The 21,818-nt window shown below is 41.3% G+C and carries 21 protein-coding genes and 3 pseudogenes; 16 read left to right on the top strand and 8 right to left on the bottom strand.

Translation table 11 applies throughout. The annotated features are described in order from the left end of the window. Positions 1–45: 45 nt before the first annotated feature. On the bottom strand, positions 46–771 hold the full coding sequence (locus FIV04_RS16290; RefSeq protein WP_152469739.1) for a response regulator: 726 nt from the start codon (positions 769–771) through the stop codon (positions 46–48). 249 nt (positions 772–1,020) lie between these two features. Between FIV04_RS16290 and FIV04_RS16285 the strand changes: the two genes are divergently transcribed. The 3 genes from FIV04_RS16285 to FIV04_RS16275 all read left to right on the top strand — a co-directional run bounded on the left by FIV04_RS16285 (position 1,021) and on the right by FIV04_RS16275 (position 4,120). Further along, positions 1,021–2,481, top strand: a complete 1,461-nt coding sequence (locus tag FIV04_RS16285; RefSeq protein ID WP_152469738.1) for a S41 family peptidase — start codon at positions 1,021–1,023, stop codon at positions 2,479–2,481. Positions 2,482–2,577: 96 nt separating this feature from the next. Next, on the top strand, positions 2,578–3,147 hold the full coding sequence (locus tag FIV04_RS16280; RefSeq protein WP_152469737.1) for an outer membrane protein: 570 nt from the start codon (positions 2,578–2,580) through the stop codon (positions 3,145–3,147). 136 nt (positions 3,148–3,283) lie between these two features. After that, the gene (locus FIV04_RS16275; RefSeq protein ID WP_152469736.1) at positions 3,284–4,120 is read left to right on the top strand and encodes a helix-turn-helix domain-containing protein; all 837 of its coding nucleotides are present in this window, start codon (positions 3,284–3,286) and stop codon (positions 4,118–4,120) included. Positions 4,121–4,532: 412 nt separating this feature from the next. On the opposite strand, the pseudogene FIV04_RS27170 reads toward FIV04_RS16275, so the two are convergent. Then, positions 4,533–4,637, bottom strand: a pseudogene (locus tag FIV04_RS27170) (transcriptional repressor NsrR); the annotation flags it as partial. A 19-nt stretch (positions 4,638–4,656) separates the two neighbouring features. Here FIV04_RS27170 and FIV04_RS27165 point away from each other — a divergent pair. From FIV04_RS27165 to FIV04_RS16255, 3 genes are all read left to right on the top strand, one after another. Then, positions 4,657–4,758, top strand: a complete 102-nt coding sequence (locus tag FIV04_RS27165) for an alternative oxidase (protein ID WP_253895496.1) — start codon at positions 4,657–4,659, stop codon at positions 4,756–4,758. Positions 4,759–5,112: 354 nt separating this feature from the next. Next, on the top strand, positions 5,113–5,283 hold the full coding sequence (locus FIV04_RS16260) for a hexameric tyrosine-coordinated heme protein (protein WP_253895493.1): 171 nt from the start codon (positions 5,113–5,115) through the stop codon (positions 5,281–5,283). A gap of 228 nt (positions 5,284–5,511) precedes the next feature. Then, complete coding sequence (locus tag FIV04_RS16255) at positions 5,512–5,889, top strand: hypothetical protein (protein WP_152469735.1); 378 nt, start codon at positions 5,512–5,514, stop codon at positions 5,887–5,889. Positions 5,890–6,082: 193 nt separating this feature from the next. Here the strand turns inward: FIV04_RS16255 and FIV04_RS16250 are convergent. Next, positions 6,083–6,982 (bottom strand): annotated as a pseudogene (locus FIV04_RS16250) (amidohydrolase family protein); the annotation flags it as partial. A gap of 301 nt (positions 6,983–7,283) precedes the next feature. Here FIV04_RS16250 and FIV04_RS16245 point away from each other — a divergent pair. The 5 genes from FIV04_RS16245 to napH all read left to right on the top strand — a co-directional run bounded on the left by FIV04_RS16245 (position 7,284) and on the right by napH (position 10,568). Beyond that, positions 7,284–7,661: a TonB family protein gene (locus FIV04_RS16245; RefSeq protein WP_172974278.1), complete on the top strand. Its 378-nt coding sequence runs from the start codon at positions 7,284–7,286 to the stop codon at positions 7,659–7,661. A gap of 163 nt (positions 7,662–7,824) precedes the next feature. Then, positions 7,825–8,208: a VanZ family protein gene (locus FIV04_RS16240; protein WP_152469733.1), complete on the top strand. Its 384-nt coding sequence runs from the start codon at positions 7,825–7,827 to the stop codon at positions 8,206–8,208. 76 nt (positions 8,209–8,284) lie between these two features. After that, entirely contained in the window at positions 8,285–8,668 is a 384-nt protein-coding gene (locus tag FIV04_RS16235; RefSeq protein ID WP_152469732.1) for a DUF4345 family protein, read from the top strand. Between the two features lie 275 nt (positions 8,669–8,943). Further along, the gene (gene napG, locus FIV04_RS16230; protein ID WP_150870166.1) at positions 8,944–9,723 is read left to right on the top strand and encodes a ferredoxin-type protein NapG; all 780 of its coding nucleotides are present in this window, start codon (positions 8,944–8,946) and stop codon (positions 9,721–9,723) included. Continuing rightward, the gene (napH, locus tag FIV04_RS16225; RefSeq protein ID WP_152469731.1) at positions 9,723–10,568 is read left to right on the top strand and encodes a quinol dehydrogenase ferredoxin subunit NapH; all 846 of its coding nucleotides are present in this window, start codon (positions 9,723–9,725) and stop codon (positions 10,566–10,568) included. Before napG ends, napH begins: the two co-directional genes overlap by 1 nt. A gap of 138 nt (positions 10,569–10,706) precedes the next feature. Here the strand turns inward: napH and FIV04_RS16220 are convergent, their stop codons facing one another. From FIV04_RS16220 to FIV04_RS16210, 3 genes are all read right to left on the bottom strand, one after another. Next, positions 10,707–11,423, bottom strand: a complete 717-nt coding sequence (locus FIV04_RS16220; RefSeq protein ID WP_152469730.1) for a hypothetical protein — start codon at positions 11,421–11,423, stop codon at positions 10,707–10,709. A 59-nt stretch (positions 11,424–11,482) separates the two neighbouring features. After that, the gene (locus FIV04_RS16215) at positions 11,483–11,998 is read right to left on the bottom strand and encodes a hypothetical protein (RefSeq protein WP_152469729.1); all 516 of its coding nucleotides are present in this window, start codon (positions 11,996–11,998) and stop codon (positions 11,483–11,485) included. 153 nt (positions 11,999–12,151) lie between these two features. Beyond that, the gene (locus FIV04_RS16210; RefSeq protein WP_152469728.1) at positions 12,152–13,060 is read right to left on the bottom strand and encodes a LysR family transcriptional regulator; all 909 of its coding nucleotides are present in this window, start codon (positions 13,058–13,060) and stop codon (positions 12,152–12,154) included. Between the two features lie 337 nt (positions 13,061–13,397). On the opposite strand from FIV04_RS16210, the gene FIV04_RS16205 reads away from it, so the two are divergent. Then, a complete protein-coding gene (locus FIV04_RS16205; RefSeq protein ID WP_152469727.1) occupies positions 13,398–14,954 on the top strand; it encodes a methyl-accepting chemotaxis protein in 1,557 nt (518 codons plus the stop codon). 119 nt (positions 14,955–15,073) lie between these two features. After that, positions 15,074–15,775 (top strand): class I SAM-dependent methyltransferase, encoded by a 702-nt coding sequence (locus tag FIV04_RS16200; RefSeq protein WP_152469726.1) that lies wholly within the window; start codon positions 15,074–15,076, stop codon positions 15,773–15,775. An 84-nt stretch (positions 15,776–15,859) separates the two neighbouring features. Here FIV04_RS16200 and FIV04_RS16195 read toward each other — a convergent pair whose 3' ends face one another. Next, positions 15,860–17,071, bottom strand: coding sequence for an MFS transporter (locus FIV04_RS16195; protein WP_152469725.1), 1,212 nt, complete (start codon positions 17,069–17,071; stop codon positions 15,860–15,862). Positions 17,072–17,162: 91 nt separating this feature from the next. Here FIV04_RS16195 and FIV04_RS16190 point away from each other — a divergent pair, with 91 nt between their 5' ends. From FIV04_RS16190 to FIV04_RS16180, 3 genes and pseudogenes are all read left to right on the top strand, one after another. Next, a complete protein-coding gene (locus FIV04_RS16190) occupies positions 17,163–18,851 on the top strand; it encodes an ABC transporter substrate-binding protein (RefSeq protein WP_152469724.1) in 1,689 nt (562 codons plus the stop codon). 46 nt (positions 18,852–18,897) lie between these two features. Then, positions 18,898–19,776: an AraC family transcriptional regulator gene (locus tag FIV04_RS16185; protein WP_152469723.1), complete on the top strand. Its 879-nt coding sequence runs from the start codon at positions 18,898–18,900 to the stop codon at positions 19,774–19,776. Positions 19,777–19,870: 94 nt separating this feature from the next. Further along, positions 19,871–20,746, top strand: a pseudogene (locus tag FIV04_RS16180) (hypothetical protein); the annotation flags it as partial. 422 nt (positions 20,747–21,168) lie between these two features. Here the strand turns inward: FIV04_RS16180 and FIV04_RS16175 are convergent. Continuing rightward, positions 21,169–21,648 (bottom strand): porin, encoded by a 480-nt coding sequence (locus FIV04_RS16175; protein WP_152469722.1) that lies wholly within the window; start codon positions 21,646–21,648, stop codon positions 21,169–21,171. Positions 21,649–21,818 lie beyond the last annotated feature (170 nt).

The following is a 21,818-nucleotide window of genomic DNA, read 5'->3' as shown; positions in this document are numbered from 1 at the left end:
ATAACCATTTTAACGTTTAATGCTGCATACGATTGTAATCATTTGTTACCGCCAAGCATCGGAAACAAGCATGTACCCTTTAGCTCTTATAGTTACTATTTTCGTTTGCTTATGATCGCATAGTTTCTTTCGCAATGCGGCTATTTTTACATCAATAGAGCGATCTAAACCATCATAGTCAATACCGCGATAGGATTGTAGTATTTCCTCACGGCTCAAGACGTTATCGGCTCTTTCAGCAAGCAATTTTAATACTGCGAATTCAGCTGGCTTTAACTGAATAGCGTTGTCTTCCAGTACAACGGTACGTTGGAGTAGATGAATACATAATTTATTGATTATCAATAGATTATTGTCGGAAACCGATAACGTCCCATGAATGCTCCCAGTTTCTGGCCTTCTTTTTCTTTCGAGTAACCTGATGTGTGCTAGCAATACTCTGGGTTGAACAGGTTTAATTAAATACCCATCGACTCCCATTTCCAACGCAGTGACTTGATCAATGTCATCATCGCTGCCCGTCAACATCAAAATGTCACCTTTGAACTGAGGTCTTAAGGCCCGGCAGATATCTAATCCGTTAACTGTAGGTAACATTAGATCTAAAACAACTAGTTCTGGATTAACACGTTGAACTAGAGGAATCGCGAGACCTCCATCATTGATATGTTCTACCTGATAATGATATCTGTTTAAAAAGCGAGTTATTTGATTTGCCAATTTTTCATCGTCTTCAACTAAGATTATCTTTTTATTTAGCATAATCAGCATGTTACCAAAGGAGTGTTATTTGTGAAGTTACTTTTTTATCTTTTATCATAACACGTATGAATGACTTTTTTATGACTAATAACACAATAGTCAAAACTACAAGCACTTAATAACTCTATATTTTTGCTACCTAAGTCTAGTTCACGTAAAGCATCCTATTTCGAAATTACAATTGATAACAACAGCGAAACAGAAGGTTACATAAGCGTTGGTTATGATTGTTGTTCAGTCTATCAGTAAGGAAACAACATGAAATCAATAGTTCCTGTTTGTTTGTTGTCTTCAATCGCACTCGTTGGTTGTAATGATAACTATAAAACTAAACCACCTGAATCAGCCAATCCTGTGGCGTCAAAGCTTACTGGGGTATGGCAGAGCCCTGCTTATGGAGAAACTATAAGAGTTGATCAAGAGAATAATATCTTTGTTTATAGACATATTGATGAGATGTGTTGGTTAGATGATCAACTTGAGACTGTTAGTAACGAGCAGCTAAATGATTTACTAAAGTTAGGCACAAACAGTTTTGAGTTAATTGACGGCTACGGAACTGCTGATTTCCATGCTCCAGGTAATAAATTTACTAGAGTATCAACACTACCAACATCATGTCTCTCAGATAATTTACTTAACTTGGAAGATTTAGAATTAAGTAGTGATGAGATTTTCAGCCTCATTACAAAAATCTATGAACAACACTATGTTGATTTTTCTTTACATGACGTCGATTGGCAAACACACACTAGTGCTCTCCAAGCGACACTTGATGAAGATACAACTATCGAAGAATTACATGTAAAACTGGGGGAATTGCTGGGTCCATTAAAAGATGGGCACAACGCAGTGACCATTGGTGGTAACGAGGTTAGGGTTTTCAATAAAGACCTCTATAGTACCGTCTTCATAAAGGAATTTGTCATAGATAACTCTTTAGAATGGCCAATTAATAGCGATGAATGGACGCAAGTCAATCAAGAACAGTGGGAAGCTTACTTTTCTGAACAATTACAAATGATCGTTAGCAATATTACTAGCTTAACGAGTGAAGATACTAATATAAAAAATCTAAATGACGGTCTTATTTGGTGGTATGTAGAGGATAATATTGGATATATTAATATTTCAGCTATGACAGGTTATGCAGAGGCCCCTCAAGATGCGATAAATATTGTTAATGAAACTATGCAAGAAGTCATACAAGACAATCAAAATAGCGAGGCGTTAATTATTGATGTTAGACAAAATTTAGGCGGAAGTGATTTTATTAGCTTAGCAATAGCACGCTTTTTTACTGATTCAATTATTCACGGATATAGCAAGCAGGCTAGATTAGATAATGGATTTACAGAGTTGACCCCTGTTTATATTGAGCCTTCCGAAACTGGCTCTTTTACCAAGCCTATATATTTACTAACTAGTAATAGCACGGTATCTGCCGCAGAAATATTTACGTTATCCATGTCAGAATTTGAACACGTAACAATAGTAGGCGAACGATCACAGGGTGCTTTTTCTGATGCGTTGGAGTGGAATTTTAATGATGAACTTGTTATTGAACTTTCTAATGAACGTTATTTGAGCAAAGAAGAAATTTGGTATGAAGGGAAGGGCGTACCAGTAGATATAATGGTTAACTTTCCAAGCAAACAAAACCGAATAGATGGAGTCGACCCCGGTCTAGAAGCTGTGTTGAGCGAATTAGGACTATGACCTAGACTGCAATTTTAAATTTAAACTGCCAAAAAAAGTATAGTAATACTGAACCTATAGTATCAGATAACTTTGCTATATAAATCAAGGATAATTATGAGTAATAAAATTAAAACTTCACTGTTAACTACTTTGCTATTAACTTCGTCAATGTCGACATACTCTGCTGAGAGTTCTTCATCGTTTAAAGTTCTATTAGGAAACAAGTCTCTAGCATCAGAGTGGGATGAGAATGATGGTATGGACTCGATTGGATTTTTATTTACATATCAACCTTCTACCCTACCAATAGGATTAGCTCTCGATCTATATGGAAATGGCAATGAAGAGAAAATTAACGGTATAAAAACAGAAACTAGTGTGGGAGAGGCTAATATAGGGTTGCGCTGGCAACCTCTAGCTACAAATAGTGTATTTTCACCATACTTGGGAACTGGAATTAGTTACGCTACGGCTGAACTTGAATATGTTGAATCAGGGACTAAGTATAAGGCTCATGACTCAGCGTTAGGGTATTGGATCGGTGGTGGAGTAGATTATATTTTTTCTGAACAATGGACTATCGGTGTCGATGCTAAATTTTCTAAGGTTGACGTAAAGCTCAATGGAAAAGAAAGAGATGCTGGAGGTCTAGGTTTGGGGATAGCCTTAGGCTATCGATTCTAAATCTCCTTATCGACATATGTACTAAATAAGTCAAAGTAGAATTTTCAGGTGTGGCAGGTTGTTAATTTTTCCGCTACACCACTCTATGGGTGAAGATTGACATTTTAGTCGTTAAATATGAGTGTTGAATTATAAATTGAGAAATGTATTTATATTTTTTGGGAGCGACATTGATTTTAAAAAATGGTCATTTTTGCTTGATTGTATTGATAAGGTTAAATTCATTTTGGGTGATTGTCGAATAATAAACCTAAGCAATAATGGAGGGATGATTGACGTAGGCAATGGAATATTTGTTAGCACTCAATCGATATCAAATTTTGATTTTTTCTGCGATGATATCTTTATCGTTGCTGGGTCGATTGCTACCGATCCCTCAAATCATTTATTGGATAATATAGATTCGATATTAAAAATGAGTTGTAATTTATCTTCATTTGAAATAGAAGTTTTGAAAATTGTTTATGGCCAGTTGATGCTAGAGTTGAATAGGATTTACCCTAGTAATGATGTATCGAGAATCTTTAAACCACTTAAAGTTATTAGTGCTTTCTGGGTAATTGAGTTGCCTTCCATAGCTAGTCAGAACATGAGAAATAAGAATTTCGATAGGAGAAGTTCAGCTAATGAATCCTATGCCGGCGTACTTCAGCAGCAAAAGTGGGAAGAGCTAGAGTTCTGGATCAAGGAAAATATCACAGGGCAATTAACAGTTGAAAAGTTATCTGACTATATGTCAATGAGTACTCGGACATTTACGCGCCAGTGCAAAAAAAGATTTGAGGTTACACCTAAGAAGTTAGTAGAAAGAATCCGATTAGAATTAGCTTTAGAAATGATTTCTGATGGAAAACTTCCGCTAAGTTCGGTAGCGGGCTTATGTGGATATGTAAGAAATGAAAACATGCAACGTGCATTTATAAGATATTTGGGAATAAACCCGAGCTCAATTCATCGTTGTAAATCTGCATGATATTTTTTGTTTTTAAGAACTGTTTTGTATGAAATGAAATGTTTTTTTAATACAAAAAGTTATTTAATTGTTCTTTCAATAAAACGGTGCAAGAATTTATTGTCGATAGTTCTAAAGCTATCTTTATAAAAGAAAATATTTTGCTTAACTCAATTCTTGGTTTTTTATTTGGTTTATAATTTCAATTTCTATATTTTTTCTGATGGTATAGACGTGAAGCTATAGTCAGGTGATTGTATTAGTGGCCATGAGTGTTCTTATGCGGTTGTCAAACTGACAATTTAGATAGGTAATTGCTCTCAGTATTGGTCTCTCTATGTCTAATTTATAGCATAGAGAAACTCTGATTTCTTTACATGTGACTGTTATATAGAGTGCGGAACCAAACTTGGTTTAGCGCTATTGTTATTAACTACGGGCGGGTTAGTAGAATGATTAGCTCTGAATTATCTGACATTAGATCTTGAATAGTACATTGGTCAAGTTCAGCTAAGAAAGCGGGTTTAGTTCGGGTTAAATCTGCGAAGTTCTTAGATGTGTTAATATGTATTCGAAACGATGGAGCTAAACATCGAGATAAAAATCATGAATTCGCAAACTATTATTTAATTGGTAATTTGTTGGAGCATAAAATATAAATTTTTGTGAGTGGAGATAGTAATTTTTACTAAGTCATTGTTGAAGGTTTATGTTTTGTAATAATACAGTTTCAATATTACTTATTGGTAGCTATAAAAGTAAGATAGCTATACGGGACTAATAGTTATCGATGAAAAAGAAATTAACGTATCTGAAGTGTTAAATGAACTTATATGATTGATGTTGATGGTATAACTATATATTTTAATTATCCTAGTTAGGTAGGGATTCAACTAGAGTAATTTATGTATTATTGCATATTACAGCTATTATTTATAAATTGAAGAATGGAGTTTTGCATTGATAATTGGTTAGCTAGTTTAAAAACAGGTACACCGTAATAAGGTTTTTAATTGGCTATTAAACTTAGTCGAATGGGAGTAAAGATGACTCAGCCTGATATTAAAGTTTTACAAATGCTAAGGCGTGAATATTCAGAAGATGCATCTTTATTGATTGAATCATCAAAAACAACTGCAATTCACTTTCAGACGATCTCCAATGTCAATAATTACTGGGTTTGATTCGGGATATATTGACGTAATAAACGGATCCCAATGGGGAGCCGTTTTTATTACAAGCCAAATTAGTAATAAACTGAATGAAGCTTGTGGGTAAAAGAGGACTATTAAATAGCTAATTGTTCGGTCATGGCGCTGACGAAATTCGATCTGTATTCTAATCCTAAGAATGCAACATATGTCAAAAATTTTATTTTAACATTAATTCAACTGAGGATTTAAGGAGTTATAATGATTCAGAAGCTGAGCTTGGAAGATTCAAGCTATAAACCCGGTGAAGTTTTAACACATAAATCTAGTGAGTTTACACATATTACTATTACATATGTTATTTCAGGTGATAGATATTTAATAGATAAGAGTATTAATAACGCTATTGAGAAAGATGACAATTTAATAAAAGTTCCTTATGTTGATACAACACTATATTGGCAGCATTATTTAGGTGAGCATAACTATGACGAATCTAAGCTAGTATTTGAAACTGAAAATGTTTTGAGAGAGAAACTCAAAGATATCTTCCTAAGCTTTGGAAGCTTAGATGATGTAGCTGTCTCTGTTTTCTGTATGGTAGGGAATCTAAGAGCTTTTGCTTTCAAGCTGTATTAACTTGAATCCAGTAAATTATAAGCATTAAAGTCTAAGCTTACTTTTTCTTATTCAGATTTAGCATGTTAAAATTCATATTCTAACGTGCTTTATCAGAGCGATTCAAAAAGTATTATGAATATCTATATAGTATAAGGGAAAATGACCTTATAATCTAAAATAAGCCTTATCTCGAAGGTGTTAATATTTTTCTTGTTTTGATTTTCTTTAGAAAAGTTAGCTGCGGTTCCATTAAGTCAGCAGGATAAATCCAAGGGCGCAGCGACACTCGTGCGGTCAAGTTACCGTCTTTTTCTGCCTGTTTCCATACTTCATACCATCCGCGTTTCCAATATAGCCGACCATCACTAATAGTTGTAATGCCGTATGATGCTGACTCTTCGAGGCCAACCATCAATCCGTCATAACTTTGATCAAATTGACCTTCTAAGCTGTTCCACGCCATTTCCATAACGATATCTCCAGCATTATCAAATAAGATACCGTTAAGTTCACCACTAACTGGATCTTTGAGAATTTTACCTCCTTGAGGTTCAGGTGAATCTTTAGTAATACCAGCAAGTTCCAGTGCAACAGAATTTACCCACATAGAGTGTGAGGTCTGCTCCATGAATACGACAGGGCGACTAGGAAAAATTCGATCTATAACCTCAAGAGGTGCTTGAATATTATCTTCATTTAGAATCGCATCTAACGAAAAACCATACCCCATCAGCCACTCTTTGGACCTACTATTTCGACTGCAAGCTTTTAGATAAGGTATTTGGCCTTTAAGTGATGCATCCATACTGAGTTCACAGTTACCTCCAGCTTCAGAGGCAGCTTCAAAAATATGGTTGTGGTTATCAATAAAACCTGGCTTTACATTTCCATGTTCGAGATCGATGACTTCAGTGTTTTCATTACGATATTTCTTGGTATCCGACACTTTGCCAACGAACAAAATATTTCCATCATGAACTGCAATTGCATCGGCATTTTCATGACCGTGGATTTTTGCGTTTGTTAAGTTCATGTCGGCTTTTTCAACAGCCAATGTATTCGAACTCATGATTAAACTCGCTATTAGTGTTAAAGGGGAAGTTCGGTTCATCATTTACTCCTTACGTACCCCACATTTATCCTTAATGCAGGGAGTGCTTTGATTTCGTCGGATAGAGATTAAAGAACTGTAAGAGCAAAAGAAAAATAGTGAGTATAAGAATACAGGGATAGGTTAGATACTTAGTCTCAACTCAACTAACTTGGTGATGGATAAACAATATTCAACTTTGTTAGTATGCTGTTCTACTGTATAGTCGCGAAATTATACAAGATATTGATATTAAAGGCAGTGTTAATATCTTGGCTTAATGCTATCCGACTATATTGTGACTATACGAATGGAGTTTGGTGTGAAAAATCTGTTGATGATCTTATGTATGTTTTCTTTGGCTTCTTGTGCAACGGCACCAAAGCCACCTCAACCAAACCTTACTGATAGCCCGAAAGCCAGTTATAAAGTTGCACCCAACTACCCGAATGAAGCCTTGAGTACCGGTGTTGAGGGCTCTGTGGAGTTTAGGTTTGATTTAGACTCAAATGGAAAGCCTATTAACATACAGATCACTCGTTCGTGGCCGAAAGGTGTTTTTGATGAGAGTGCCACAGAGGCGCTTCGTCAGTGGACATACTTAGTGAAAGATGCACATGGAAATCCGTTGAAATCAAAGAATATTGCTGTACAGATGCGTTTTAAATTATACCCACCAATTTCGGATAAGTGGTTGTAATAGTGAACCGACTGGATGCATTTTTATCGCCACCATTTCGGTGGCGTTTTTGTATCTGAAGATACTCGCCCATATAGCGATACAGTTGTACTCGCTTGTCATGCTGTTTACTATGCAACTTGTTATTTTGAGTACATTTCAATTTTGGTAAGTAAGGGCAGTTATGCGTCGTTTGATCGGCTTAGTTCAAAAATATTGGTTGGCAATTACCCTGTTGGTCTTGGCTGCTATCACCATACTCTCACTTCTTCCGGTTCCTAGCCTGCCGCCAGTGCCGGGCACAGATAAAACACATCACTTCATTGCTTATGCAGCGTTAACCTTCTCTGTTGCATTGGCAAGGCCAAAGAACTGGCTGTTGATTGCGCTTTTCTTTGTTGTTTGGAGTGGGGCGATCGAAATACTTCAGCCCTATGTGAATCGTTATGGAGAGTGGTTAGATTTAGCAGCTAACGCTGGTGGTGTAGCGTGTGGGATCTTGTTAGCTAAAGTTGTGAACTTAGCCTTTCCTATGGATGAGGAAAAGCGAGAAGAAACATACCAATAGCAGTGTGATCTCGTTGTAAGTCGACTAAGATTTTAAATCCAATATAAGTAATTTTGAGACAACTAAAGGATTAGAAATGTCAAAACTACTGGTTTATGCCACCGCTGCTTTCTTCATTGTTTATGGAGCATTGTTTCTTCTTATCCCCACAGGGATGGCGTATTGGATCACGGGTGCAGAGCTGAATCCGGCATCTGCAGTGATAGATGTACGCGCGACTTATGGTGGAGCGCAGCTTGCTATAGGCTTGATGATGTTCTTGGTCGTCAAACTCAAAGACGATGTTGAGCTTGGATTGATTTTTGTTGCTGTCGTTTTGTTAGCAATGGCGTTTGGAAGGTTAGTTGGCCTTTGGAGTGACGGAGAAGCGAATTTAGTCATGTACTTATACTTGGTTGGGGAGCTGTTGTTTGGCGCTCTTGCTCTTGTTTTAAGAAGCAAAGACAAGATCAAAGCTTAGTCTTTTCAATTCATTATGATTACCCACGCTGAGCTGCCTCTCACCACTTTGATAACAGCGTGATCCCGCTAACAAATATCCCTACTACTTTTGTGTATTAATTGAGAGCCATTGATTTGAGTCAATGGCTTTTTCATACCATCCTTTATAGATAACCCAATTACCAAGGATTACTGACTATGAGCTTTTCACTGAGTGGGCTCGTAGGAGAAGTCTATGGATAGCAAATAATAACGAGCAAGGGCTGCTACAGCTTTGCGCGTAGTGGGTGGTATATGAAGTCATCAAAACCAAAATTCTCCGAAGGTCGTCGCCGCTTTCTGCGTGACACCGCAAGAACCGCAGCAGGTGTCGGTGCCGCAGCAACCGTGCTTGGGTTGCAGTCGATGCAGAGTAAAGCGCGAGATACTACCGGCCTGCCAGTAAGGCCACCGGGTGCATTAGAGGGTGAAGCCTTCGAATCAGCCTGTGTAAGGTGCGGTTTATGTGTTCAAGCTTGTCCGTACGACACGTTAAAACTGGCAACGCTGCTTTCGCCACTTCCTTCTGGAACGCCTTATTTTAATGCCCGTGATATTCCTTGTGAGATGTGCGAAGACATCCCTTGCGTGGTGGAATGTCCGACTGGCGCGTTAGACCCACTGCTTAAAGATATCGATGATGCGCGTATGGGTACCGCAGTACTAATCGACCATGAGAACTGCCTTAACTGGCGTGGTTTACGCTGCGATGTCTGTTATCGAGTATGTCCGCTAATAGACAAAGCGATCACATTAGAGCACGTTCGCAATGACCGAACCGGTTATCACGCGAAGTTGATCCCAACCGTTCACTCTGACGCTTGTACGGGTTGTGGTAAGTGTGAACAAGCGTGTGTTCTTGATGTATCTGCGATCAAAGTGATTCCGACCAACTTAGCCATGGGTAAGTTGGGTGAGCACTACCAACTGGGTTGGGAAGAGGTCGATAGAGATCTCAACAATGCGCCAGTTGAAGATGTGATTCCGACTGATGCACTTGAGTCGCTGAACTCCTTGAAGAAGGGGAATTTATAATGGCTAAGAATCTGGCAAAGAATGCAGGTAAAGAAGCGATCGAGACTTTAGGCTGGTGGCGTGCACATCGGTTTCTTATTCTAAGACGGTTATGCCAAATTGCGGTTATGGTCTGTTTTATCGCTGGCCCAACGTGGGGGATCCTGCAAGGCAATCTATCATCGAGTCTGCTTTTAGGGACAGTGCCTTTGAGCGATCCTTTGATTGTGATGCAGACCATAGCAGCGGGTCATATCCCTGAACTCACGGTTCTTGCAGGAGCGGGGATAGTGATTGCTTTCTATTTGATCGTTGCGCCACGCGTTTTCTGTGGTTGGGTCTGCCCAATGAACATTGTTACCGATGCCGCTGCTTGGCTTCGCAGAAAAATGGGCTTGAAAGCGAGCTACCGTTGGTCGCCACAAATCCGCTACTGGCTAATTGGTGTTTTGCTGTTAGGCAGTGCAGTCACAGGAACGGTTCTATGGGCGTGGCTTGACCCAGTGGCGACACTGCATCGAGGCTTAGTGTTTGGCATGGGCGCAGGTTGGGTTCTCATTGCTTTGGTATTTATCGTCGACCTGCTGCTTGTTGAACACGGTTGGTGTGGTCATTTGTGTCCATTAGGTGCCATGTATGGTGTGATTGGTCGTAAGAGCGTGATTCGCGTAAAAGCGGTACGTCGTGAAGACTGCGATAAATGCATGGACTGTTTTTACGTTTGTCCTGAGCCAGAGATACTTCGTCAGCCATTGAAGGAAGGGGATAGACGAGTGATGTCGCAGAATTGTATCAGTTGCGGTCGCTGTGTAGATGTTTGTGCTGAGAAAGTCTTTGAGTTTAAAAGCCGACTGGATGACAAATGATGTTCGGATGTCATAAGCGGCAACATTAGTTTCAGAAAAGGTAAAACTGAATAGGCTCGAATCCTAAAAAGTGATTCGAGCCTTTTTAATGCAGGGTTAACTGCAAAGCCATAATCTGAGCCTAGCCGACGATTTTGTTTAACCGAGTTTAGGGCGTGCTTTTAGTGTATGAACGTTGTGGAGGTTAGCACGCATTGGGCCTTTGGTTTTTAGCTTACTTTGCAGCGCTCCTTTCACTTCACTGGCTGGGATGAAGATTCTCTCACCATCTTTGATGACCGAAATGTACACCTCACGAGTGATCTCTTCGCGAATCAACCATGTTCCATCTTCAAGGCGTTTTACGTCGCCTTTTACATTGCCGTCAGCGCCGCGAACTTGCCAAGAGTCTTCTTCGGTGTTCTTAACTGCAGTAATGGTTTTGTCACTGTGTAACGCCTCGATTGAGATACCGTCGTCGTTGATGATGATTTCACCAACACGAACTTCACCAATGTAAACTGAGTAGAGTGTCTCGTTGTCGTCTGAACGCTCCTTAACGGCGGCCATTTTGCTGTCTGGGTTGTTGATATCAATCTCTATCGGATTTGATGGAGTGCCCATGATCGGGTGAGTAGGCACAGGCACTTCTTCACCTAAGTCTGGAATGTAGACATAACCGAAGTCAAAACCGAGATCTGGGGTTTGATCGCCATCTGGAGCATCGACGCCGTAACCTGGATCCACGTTTTCAAAGCCTAAGTCACCGTCGAATTGTGGTGCAGTGTCACCACCGCCTGAGCTACCAGAAGAGCTACAGCCAGCAGCTAGAGAGACCATTAAAGCAACTGCGGTAAGTTTTAGAACGTTTTTCATGAGAACCTCATTTAAGTATCAATATTTGAAAATATGTTGTGATGAGTTTTACCCAGCGATCAAAATGAAACGCCTAGGCCGTATGTGATGGACCAGTCAGAGCTTTTTGATTTATCAGCGCCAACGGTGATGCTCACGTTGTCGAGCATGTAAGTCAGGTCCAGGCCATAGAGCGCTTCATATTGCGTGTCATCCATTTCTTCTCCTTTGAGTTCGTAGCTGTTTTTTATCTGACGAACACCAAAAGCGGGGGTGATATACACTTTGTCTGTCGCTGCAACTGGGAGCGTTAGGGATAAGTCTCGTTCCGTATACCTTGATGAGTAGTCTTGAACACTGCTCTCATGGTCGTAACGATAGAACGCAGCTTCTGCGCCAATCCCTACACCACCTTGTTTGTAGCGTGTGTAGCCGAAATACATGTCTTTTGAATTTCCTTCGAAAGAACCACCAAAAGAGACACTATCAATGTGCTGTGGGATCCACTCCTCTGCTGATACCGAATGGGGCAATAAGCTGCCCAATGCGATAGCGGAACAGGCGATGACTTTGAAAGCGTTTCGTAGTTGGCTCAAGTTTCGGCTCCTCTAATTTAAGAGTGAGAAGCGATGGAGTGGTGACTTCACCGCTGTCTCGGGACGAAACAAAGAATGCCAAAATGAGTACAGCGTTAGAAATGGTCAGTTTTCATGTCCGGTATAACTGGGAGTTATGGCGAGGAAGTTGGGCTATGAAACGATCTGTTTGCCTATCTTGATCATCTTGTCGATGAGCCATTTATAAAAAAGGTCGTTAGTGAGCCCGGCTGTCCAGCTCATACATATATCAATCTCCGGGACTTGTTCGAGTAACTGGCAGCGATAGCCTTCAGTTTCGGATAGCAACTTCATGACACGGGTTGGGCCAATGAGCACGGCATCTGAATATTCAAGCGTATCCAGCGCTAACCACATGCTGGCTTGATCCAGCATCACAGGGTTATCGGGAAGGATAGTATTGTAGATGTGTTGATACTGGGTGGAACCCGAAATCCGTATCACGGGAAACTGTGAGAAAGGTGGGGCCTCGCTAGTTTCGGTGAACAGTGGGTGATCATTACGAGCGATGAAAGAAGAACTTACAGCACCAAACTTAATACTTTCGAAGCGTGCACCAGAACCTATGATAGGCCCGAGCGCTAGGTTGATCTCACCATTCTCTAGTTGATTGATGTTTTCTCTGCTCCACTCCTTACAAACCACAGTCACGTTCGGCGCTTCTTGATGAAGTTCTCGCAGCAAGGTGGAAATCCAATGCGGACTGCCATAATCGGAGAAAATAATACTAACGGTGGCATCTACTTCTTTTAAATCCAGTTCATCTGGGATGACCAAATGCTTGACTTGTTCGCACAGCGATTCAACTTGAGGCTTGATGCGTTCTGCTTTAGGGGTAAGAAGTTGGTTGTTACCCGATCTGACCAATAAAGGGTCATTGAACATGGCTCTTAGGCGAGTGAGCTGTTTACTGACCGCAGGTTGTGAGAGGAACAATAACTCAGCACTATTTGATACATGTTTATGTTCTAGCAATACCGATAGGGTTTTCAGTAGGTTGAAATCGAGTTCGCGCAACTTGGCGATGTCACTATTCCTCATGGCTATAGCCGTCTCTTGTATGTATGCCTATTTGTTATTAAGCATAGATGTAACCATGGTTTTTCGCGTCATATTAAATCGAGATTAAAGTCAAAATTCTATTTTTGAAGTGTCACGCAATTTTTGCAGTAGGAATGAATGAAAAGTGGATTTTTGAGCGTTTTTTGTACGGAAATGTAAATTGTCTCAATTTTGAGTCAGTTGTTTTTAATAAATGCTTTGAATAAATGTAACAAGAAATTTATAAAGTAATAACAGTTTGGCGAGGTGGTCTTTATAGAAGCGACGAATACAAATAATAGTGCTTCTGTCGGTATTGCTGCTTTGGAATTGCTTGATGAAAATAAAACATAAACTTTTTGGCCTAACTGGCCTAGCGATCAGTGCGCTTATCGTTATCGTATTGATTACTGAAATCAGCAACTTAAAGCTGATAAAACTAGAAAAAACATTGATTGAAGTGAAAGATTTAGAGCTTTCGCTGCAAGAGATGAAAAGGATAGAGCTTCAGTTTCTGAACTCATCAGAAACCAGCTTGTCTGCTCAGTTTTCGAAGGAGTATGATCATTTCAATACTCTCTCACAATCTTTGCTTGCCCACCTTGTTGAGCTTGAGGTTGTGGTGGATGACATGCCAAAGCTGCTGAAAGAAATAACCCAATACCAACAAGGGTTTGAGTCGCTAGTCTCCATCTATGGAGCGGACAAAACCAAAGCTTCAGCCATCATCGCTCAGTCCGATTACCTCTATAACGATATCTATAGGATTTTCAAAGGGGTCGAGAAACAGTTTGAACAAGAGATCGATTCTGCACAGTCCTCGATTAACCAGTTTATTTTGTTCTCGCTTTCCATCGTCGTTATTGCACTTGTTCTGCTGTCTTACGGTTTGATCAACAGCATTCAACGCAGCATTTCTAATTTAAATCTGATTACTAACCAAGTTGCGCGTGACCATGACTTAACACTACGAGCAACGGAATCTAATGATGAAATTGGTGATATTGCTAAGGGGACCAACAAGCTGATTGTGAGTATCGAGAGTTTGATTACTCAGGTACAAAGCAGTGTTGAGAACCTAGGGGCTGTGTCTGTACAACTTAGATCGAATAGTCACCAAACAGAGCTTTCATTACAGCAGCAACAACTCGAAACCGACAGCGTTGCAACGGCGATCACTGAGATGGGGGAAACCATCAAGGAAGTGGCCGCAACAACAGAGCACGCAGCAAGCAATACACAGAAAGGATTCACGGTTGCTCAGCAGGGTTTGGTTGAAATTGAATCAACAAAGCAAACGGTTACGGGGCTGTCTAGCGAGCTGGAATCCGCAGAACATGAGATTGAACATCTGTCAGAGCTCTCTTCTCAAATCAGCTCTGTGATAGGTGTGATTCATGAGATTGCGGAGCAAACCAATCTACTGGCATTGAATGCTGCGATTGAAGCGGCACGCGCTGGTGAACAAGGCCGTGGTTTTGCTGTTGTAGCAGACGAGGTGAGAACGCTCGCGAGCCGTACTCAAACGTCGACAGAAGAGATCTCTAGCATCATTACTTCAGTGCAGAGCCAGACTCAAGCGGTTGTGTCGACCATGAAAGGCTGTCGAACCAAGGGCACAGTGAGTGTTGAGTCATCACAAGTGGCTTACCAACAAATCGAAGCGGTAATGGATGAGATGCAGAAAATCTTGGACAGCAGCACCCAGATTGCAGCGGCTGTAGAAGAGCAGAGTATGGTGTGTAATGAAGTCGCCCAGAACATTGTGGTGATCCGAGACACAACCACCACCAATGTCGAAGGTGTGTCAGACAATACTCGCTCAACAGAGGTTGTTAGCCAGCAAACGACAGATCTTCAAACAGCAATCGAGGTGTTTAAAGTCCATCGATAACACAAACCATTATTGAATTGTACTGAGCCTAGTCAGAAATTGGTCAAACTTCATGTCATGGACAACAAGTTTGCAGATTTCATGCTAGGCTCACGTTTTTGTTCAATAAAGGTAAAGTTATGTCAGAAATGTATACCAAGCATGCAAGCAAGTATGCGGAAGTGGTTAAGGGCAATATCTATAACGCGCTGTTAGAGCGCCCGTCTACTTTATCGTTATTGGATGATGTAAAAGGTCTAAAGGTACTCGATCTCGGTTGTGGTCCGGGTGAATACGCTCAGTGGTTTCTGGAGCAGTCAGTCGCAGAGTTGACTTGTACAGATTTGTCAGAAGAGATGGTTAGCTTGGTTACTGAGCGCTTCGGCTCAAAGCTAAAGGCGTATTCTCAAGACCTTGCTATTGGGCTTCCTAATGAGCTTGACCAGAGCATGGATGTCATTGTGTGCCCGCTAGTGCTGCATTACATTGAAGACCTCACACCAGTGTTTAAAGAAGTGCAAAGGGTTCTCAAGCCTGGTGGTTACATGGTCTTCTCTACCCATCACCCATTTGCTGACTTTGAATGCTCTATTAATGGTAACTACTTTAGTCGTGAGTTTATTCAAGAAGAGTGGAATACCATAGGCGATCCAGTACAAGTGAGCTTTTATCGTCGTTCACTTACTGAGATCTGCAATGCGATTGCTGCATCAGGGTTAGTGATATCAAGAATCACCGAAGGTGAAGTGGATGAGCGGGTACGAGAAATAGATGAAGATAGATATAACCATTTGAAAAATAATCCAAACTTCATTTTTGTTCGTTGTGATAAGCCAGCTTAAATAGAAATACTGGTTCTCAGCGCACTCACTGGTTTAACGCCCAAAGCGAAATTCGTTTTGGGCGTTTTGCCTTTTATTGCGCCATCAACGGATAGAACGGACGCTGGTCGTCATTAACCAAAACGCTGTTAGTAGCTGTGTGGCAAAGCATCCGACGAACAACCATTCAATACCAATCAATGATGTTAAATAGCCTGAACCAGCAAGGCCAAATGGCATCAAGAGTTTGAACAGTGAGCCTGTTATCCCGTTTACTCGGCCGAGAACGCTGACATCAAAGGCTTCTTGGCGGTAACTCCAGATACAGATGCTGCTATATAGACCCACAGCGGATACCCAAAAGAACCCAGCAACTAGCGCTGTTTGATTCTCCATGATCAAGGGAATAACAAACCCAATGGATTCGAGTGCGATAGAGATAATGAGAAGCCATCCTAGTCCCCATTTCTTGCGTAACTTGTCAGCGCTGAATGCACCAATGAGACCACCAAGACCAGAAGCAACGATCAGATAACTGACGCCCACCGCATTCAATCCTAAATCTGCCTTGGCATAGTAGATTGCCTGAATCCAGAATACGGCACCTGTTGTATTGATGACCATGACAGCAAGAGTAATCAACCACATATTCTGTTCATTACGTAGTGCTTTCCATCCCTCTTTTATGGCATTGAAAGTGCTTTGTTTGTCTCTGTTGATGGGTGTTTTTACGTCGAGCCTTTTGAGCTGCCAAAAAGCCAATAGCATCAAAAGAGCTACGCCGATGAAAACGTTATGAATGGTCGCTAGCAACATGATTGCCCCTGAGAGCACTGGTCCAACGGTTTCCATAAAACTGCCCAGAGAGCTCATTCGAGCTGTCGCTACATTCTGAGTTTCATGGGAAAGCGCGCTTTTCTGAATCGACATACGCGCATTGTGGTAGCCGTAGTTAAACGCCATCATTAAGAACGCACATGGAAACAGAACCCATAATGGCTCAGCTAGGAACTCAACCGCCAGGAACGAGATAAACACCGTTATAGCCTGACCAAGCAACATAGACAGCGACCACTGCTTTTTATCACTGCGATCAACCCATACGCCAATAAACAGGGCCAGCAATAGATTGGGCAGAAACTCAACGGCTCTCATCCAACCCATCCACTCCGAGGATTGGGTCAATTCATACACTAATAACGGTAATGCAAGTGTGTAGATTTGGCTTGCAAAGCTAACAAACAGAGCACTGCTAAACAACGTAACGAAGGTTCTATTCTTCCAGATGGAGCCATGAGACTCAGCTAACGTATTCATCTAAATATCCTTTTTATTTTTGGTAACACGGCTATTATTTGAAAATAAAAGATGAAGAAAAATAGAAATATAATTTTAGGATTTCACCTTTATGCGTTATTGGTTAGCTTTGGTATTTTTGCGAGACTTTGGATTCGAGATAGGTCGATGGACACCGATTTCATTAGATGACATAACGAAAGCGTTGAACTGCACGCGTCGTAACGCTCAGTTGGTGATCAAAAGGCTGGTGGAAGAGTCGATCATCGATTGGAAGTCGGGTGTTGGCAGAGGTAATTTGCCTCAGCTTCTTCTCAAAGAGTCGGTACACACCACATTAATCGAACAGGCTAAGTTTTGGATGAATGAGGGAAGAGCTGATCAGGCGTTGAACCTAATCAGAAGCAAAGATCGTGATCAGTTCATTGCCGAGTTTGTTAGTCAATATCAACAGCAAGATAACGATCAAGACATCCTCCAAATCCCATTTTATCGAGCGACACACAGCTTGATCCCCTATGAAATATCTAGGCGTACTGAACAGCATATCGCTGATTACCTCTATGCGAACCTGTTACGTTTCAACAGAGATACAGGCCAGTTGGAAGGCGATTTAGCGCAAACTTGGGTGCATACAGGCGATATGTTAGAGGTTCGACTGCGTAAGTCACTTAAGTTTTGGGACGGCTCAGCACTGACTGCGTTTGATGTGAAGGCAGCCTATGAGTCGATTATCTCGTCAAACTCGGTGAGCCGAGGTCTGTTCTTACTCATTGATGAGTTTTCTGTTGTCGACGAGTACACCTTACGAATTCATTCCAAACGTTTGTCTCACTATCTGCCAAGATTGATGGCGCATGGTGCGCTGTCGGTTTCCAAATTAAATAGCGACGGTACGATAGTCGGAAGTGGAGCGTTTCGATTGGCAGAGCAAACCGATTACCGAACGCTACTTACTGCGTCTCCTCATTATCACGGCTATCGACCTTGGCTAGATGGCGTAGAAATCTGGAACATGGGCTTATCTGCAAATGACTTTCAAATGCATTGCGATATTGTGCATGGCAGCTCTGCCCCGGATATTGTTGATGAATTCACACAGGTACAACAGTGGGAAGAGGGCTGTATCTACGCTTGTTTAAACAGTGCAAATAACGCATGGATGAAGTTGGCAAAGCATCGTCGATACATCCAACAGTTGCTGCAATCCTTGCCGATGAATGGTGTGAGAGACACTATTATTTATCGACGAGCCTCAGGGATGACAAGCCTTGAACCCTTAAAATTTGGTAAAGCAGTGGACTTGTCTTCCGTGAATCAGGTGCCGCTTGAAGTCTTAACTTATCAGCTGCCTGGGCATATTGAAGCGGCTGAAAACATCACTGAGTTGCTTTGTCAGCATGGTTTAGATTCAAACCTTACTGTGCTGCCATATCCTGAATTTGACCAAGTAGAGCGACAATCGAAAGCGGATATTATTGTTTCTGGTGAGGTGTTTGGTGAACATAAAGAGAGTTCTTGGCTTGGATGGTTGTTGTGTACTAACACCGTGACGGCGAGCCTGAATAAGCAATTGAAGCCTTGGTTCGAACAACAAGTGTTTGATAATTTGGCTCAATCAGATGAAAGTAAGCGGGTTCAAGGGTACCAGCGAATTGAGCGCGAGTTGATTCGAAAAGCGATTTATATTCCTCTGTTTCAATGCGCACAAGACATGAGAATCTCTCATAAGGTGAATGCGATGGATCTTCTTACTAATGGCTGGATCGACTTCAATCAGGTTGTTTTTGAAGGCCGCTAAATGTTTCTCTGTGGTTAAATAGAATTGAAAACAAAGGTGGTGGGTTTTGTCTATTCCTCAAGTTGGTTTTAGCCATCAACAATCGAATCAAGCTGAGCTTCAAATTCTGGAGTTATCTGATTTATACGAGCAAAATCGGCTCGACCATAGCCCTGAAAGTGCTCATCGTATTAATTTCTTCGGGATCATATACATAGAGCAGGGTACCGGAAGCCACATGGTGGACTTTGAGGATTACCCTTTTCAAGAAGGCTCGGTTCTTTTCGTGCAAAGAGAGCAGGTTCATAGCTTTGATTTTTCTAATCGCCCGAAAGGAAAAATCTTACTTTTTACCCAAGCGTTTCTCGATCAAGTGCATGCCAATATGAAGTTGCCAAACTACACGCCGACTCACCTTAATGAAAAGCACTCGCCATTGCTACAGTTGGAGGATCAAGACCAAGAACCAACATTGGTCTTTATTCGACAAATGATCGAGGAAATCAACAGAGCAGCCAGCGAGCCTTTAATCGTGATGTATCTGTTCTCGGCTTTCGCGCTCTCTTTACATCGATTAAGACCTGAAATAAGGCAAGACAAATTGACTCAAGAGCAGAGCATCAGATTCGCGCGTTTCTTCGAATTAATGCAAAGCCACTTTCACCAAATAAGAGACGCAAATTGGTACGCTCAACAGATCAATACGACTTATAAGACGTTGAATATTGTCTGCAAGTTGGCAACGGGATTGACTGCGAAACAGATGATAGATGCGTTTACTATCATCGAGATTAAGCGTCGTTTGGTGGTGAGCCACACTCCATCACAACAAATGGCGTACGACTTTGGATTTGAGGATGCCAGTAACTTTGTGAAGTATTTTAAGAACTTAACCGGATTAACGCCGAGCCAGTTTAGTCAAAAATACAAGAATCCGACGCTTTAGGTTCGATATTCACCATAATTTAACCCATTTTCACTCTGACGAAATCATGGTTGCCCGATTAAGCTGTTAATAACAAAAACGAGAGGGCAACAAAATGATTACATCTCCACTTTCTTCTTTCTTTTCTCGCACAATTCTTGTGGCGAGTGTGCTGAGCCTTGCTGCATGCGCTAATGACTCTATGGTGAAAAACGATGAGCTTTCCAACAAAGATAAAGCCGTTGCGGTGATATCGAGTATTGAAACCGGCGATGCTAACGCAATTAGCTATATCAATCCTACCCAATACACCCAGCATAACTTAGCGGTTGGTGATGGTTTAGAAGGCTTTGGTGAAGTGATAAAAGCACTTCCTGAAGGTAGCGCCAAAGCCGATGTAAAACGCGCTTATCAAGACGGCGATTATGTTTTTCTACATACGGAATATAACTTCTTTGGTCCTAAAGTCGGTTTTGACGTGTTCCGTTTCGAAGAGGGAAAGATAGTTGAACATTGGGACAATCTGGCAGAGCTAGCGACCCAACCAAACCCAAGCGGTCGCACTCAGCTTGATGGACCAACAAAAGTGACTGACCTTGATAAAACAGAAGACAATAAAGCCATTGTTGCAGACTTTGTAAATACCATTTTAATGCAAGGCGATATGTCTAAAATCAATCAGTTTATCGACAACGAAGATGACGCTTATCTTCAACACAACACCATGGTAGCAGATGGCCTAAGTGGCTTAGGCAAAGCGCTTGGTGAGTTGGCAAAAGCTGGTATGCCAATGGTTTACAAAGAGAATCACAAGATCTTGGGTGAAGGTAACTTTGTGCTCGCTATTAGCGAAGGCGTATTTATGAATAAAGACGTCGCCTTCTATGACTTATTCCGTCTTGATAACGGCAAAATCGTTGAGCATTGGGACGTGATCGAGAATATCCCGCCTCGTGAAGAGTGGAAAAACGATAACGGCAAATTTGGTTTCGAGCATGATTACGTGGTGGAAGTGGCTTCGTTCAAGCTTAAAGAGGGGATCGACCCACAAGAATTCTCAAAACTGGATAAAGCCGTTGCCGACAGCTACGTATCAAAACAACCAGGATTTATTCAGCGTGAATCTGGACTAGTGGATGGTGATACATGGCGTGTAATTGTGCATTGGGAATCGCTGGATGATGCGGATGCATCGATGGAAAGCTTCATGAGTGCTTCTGCCGCGCAAGATTTCCTAGCTGGCGCAGATACCTCAACAATGAAGATGCAGCGTTACGAAAACTAGCCACAATAAACTAAAAAAGACCTTATATCCGTAACTGTACCTAGTTATAGGATATAAGGTCTTTTTTGTGTCTAGAACTCGTATTTGTTGAGCGTTAAATACGAACTCTCAATTCAATCTTATTTCAATTAGAAACGGAACTCTGCGCTTACTGCGTAGCTGTTTTCAACAATTTTTGCTTCGTAAGTCGTGTACTCAAGTGCCACGCGAGCTGGGCCAAGAGTAACACCTGCACCTACACCGTAGTAAATGTCGTTCGTGTCACCTAGGTTCGTTTGGAAGTGGCCTACACCTACACGCCCGTATACATCAAAAATAGTGATTGGCAGAGTTAGCTTAGTGCTTGCTAGCCATGCATCAGAGTGGATGTGCTCGTAGTCTTTGTGCGTATCTACAAAATCTGCGTAACCCGCTTCAATCGCTAGGAAGTCGTTAAGTTGGTAACCAAGGTAAAGGTTGTAGCCGCTGTTTTCATCGCTGAAGTCGGTGTTGTTGCTTTCTGCTTGGTACTCAGAGTAAAGGTAGCTTGCACCCACGTAAGGGTTAGCAGATACCTGAGTTACGAAGAAGATAGCAGCGATAGGAAGAATAAATTTGTTCAGTTTCATTGTTTAAGAACTCTTAATATAAAGGTTGACTAACATTCCCTAATCCTTCAGCAGATGATGCTTTTTACATCGATTAACATATCCATATTGCAAGTGACTTCAGGGAACGTTGCGCCTTCTTATGTTTAAGCGTCTCGCCCCTCACTTGCGGTGTGGGGCTATGATGCGTT

This window comes from Vibrio sp. THAF190c (genome assembly GCF_009363355.1).
Classification (GTDB): Bacteria; Pseudomonadota; Gammaproteobacteria; order Enterobacterales; family Vibrionaceae; genus Vibrio; species Vibrio fortis_A.
Note: the sequence above shows the minus strand (reverse complement) of the source record. Positions and strands in the feature narration are given on the sequence as shown.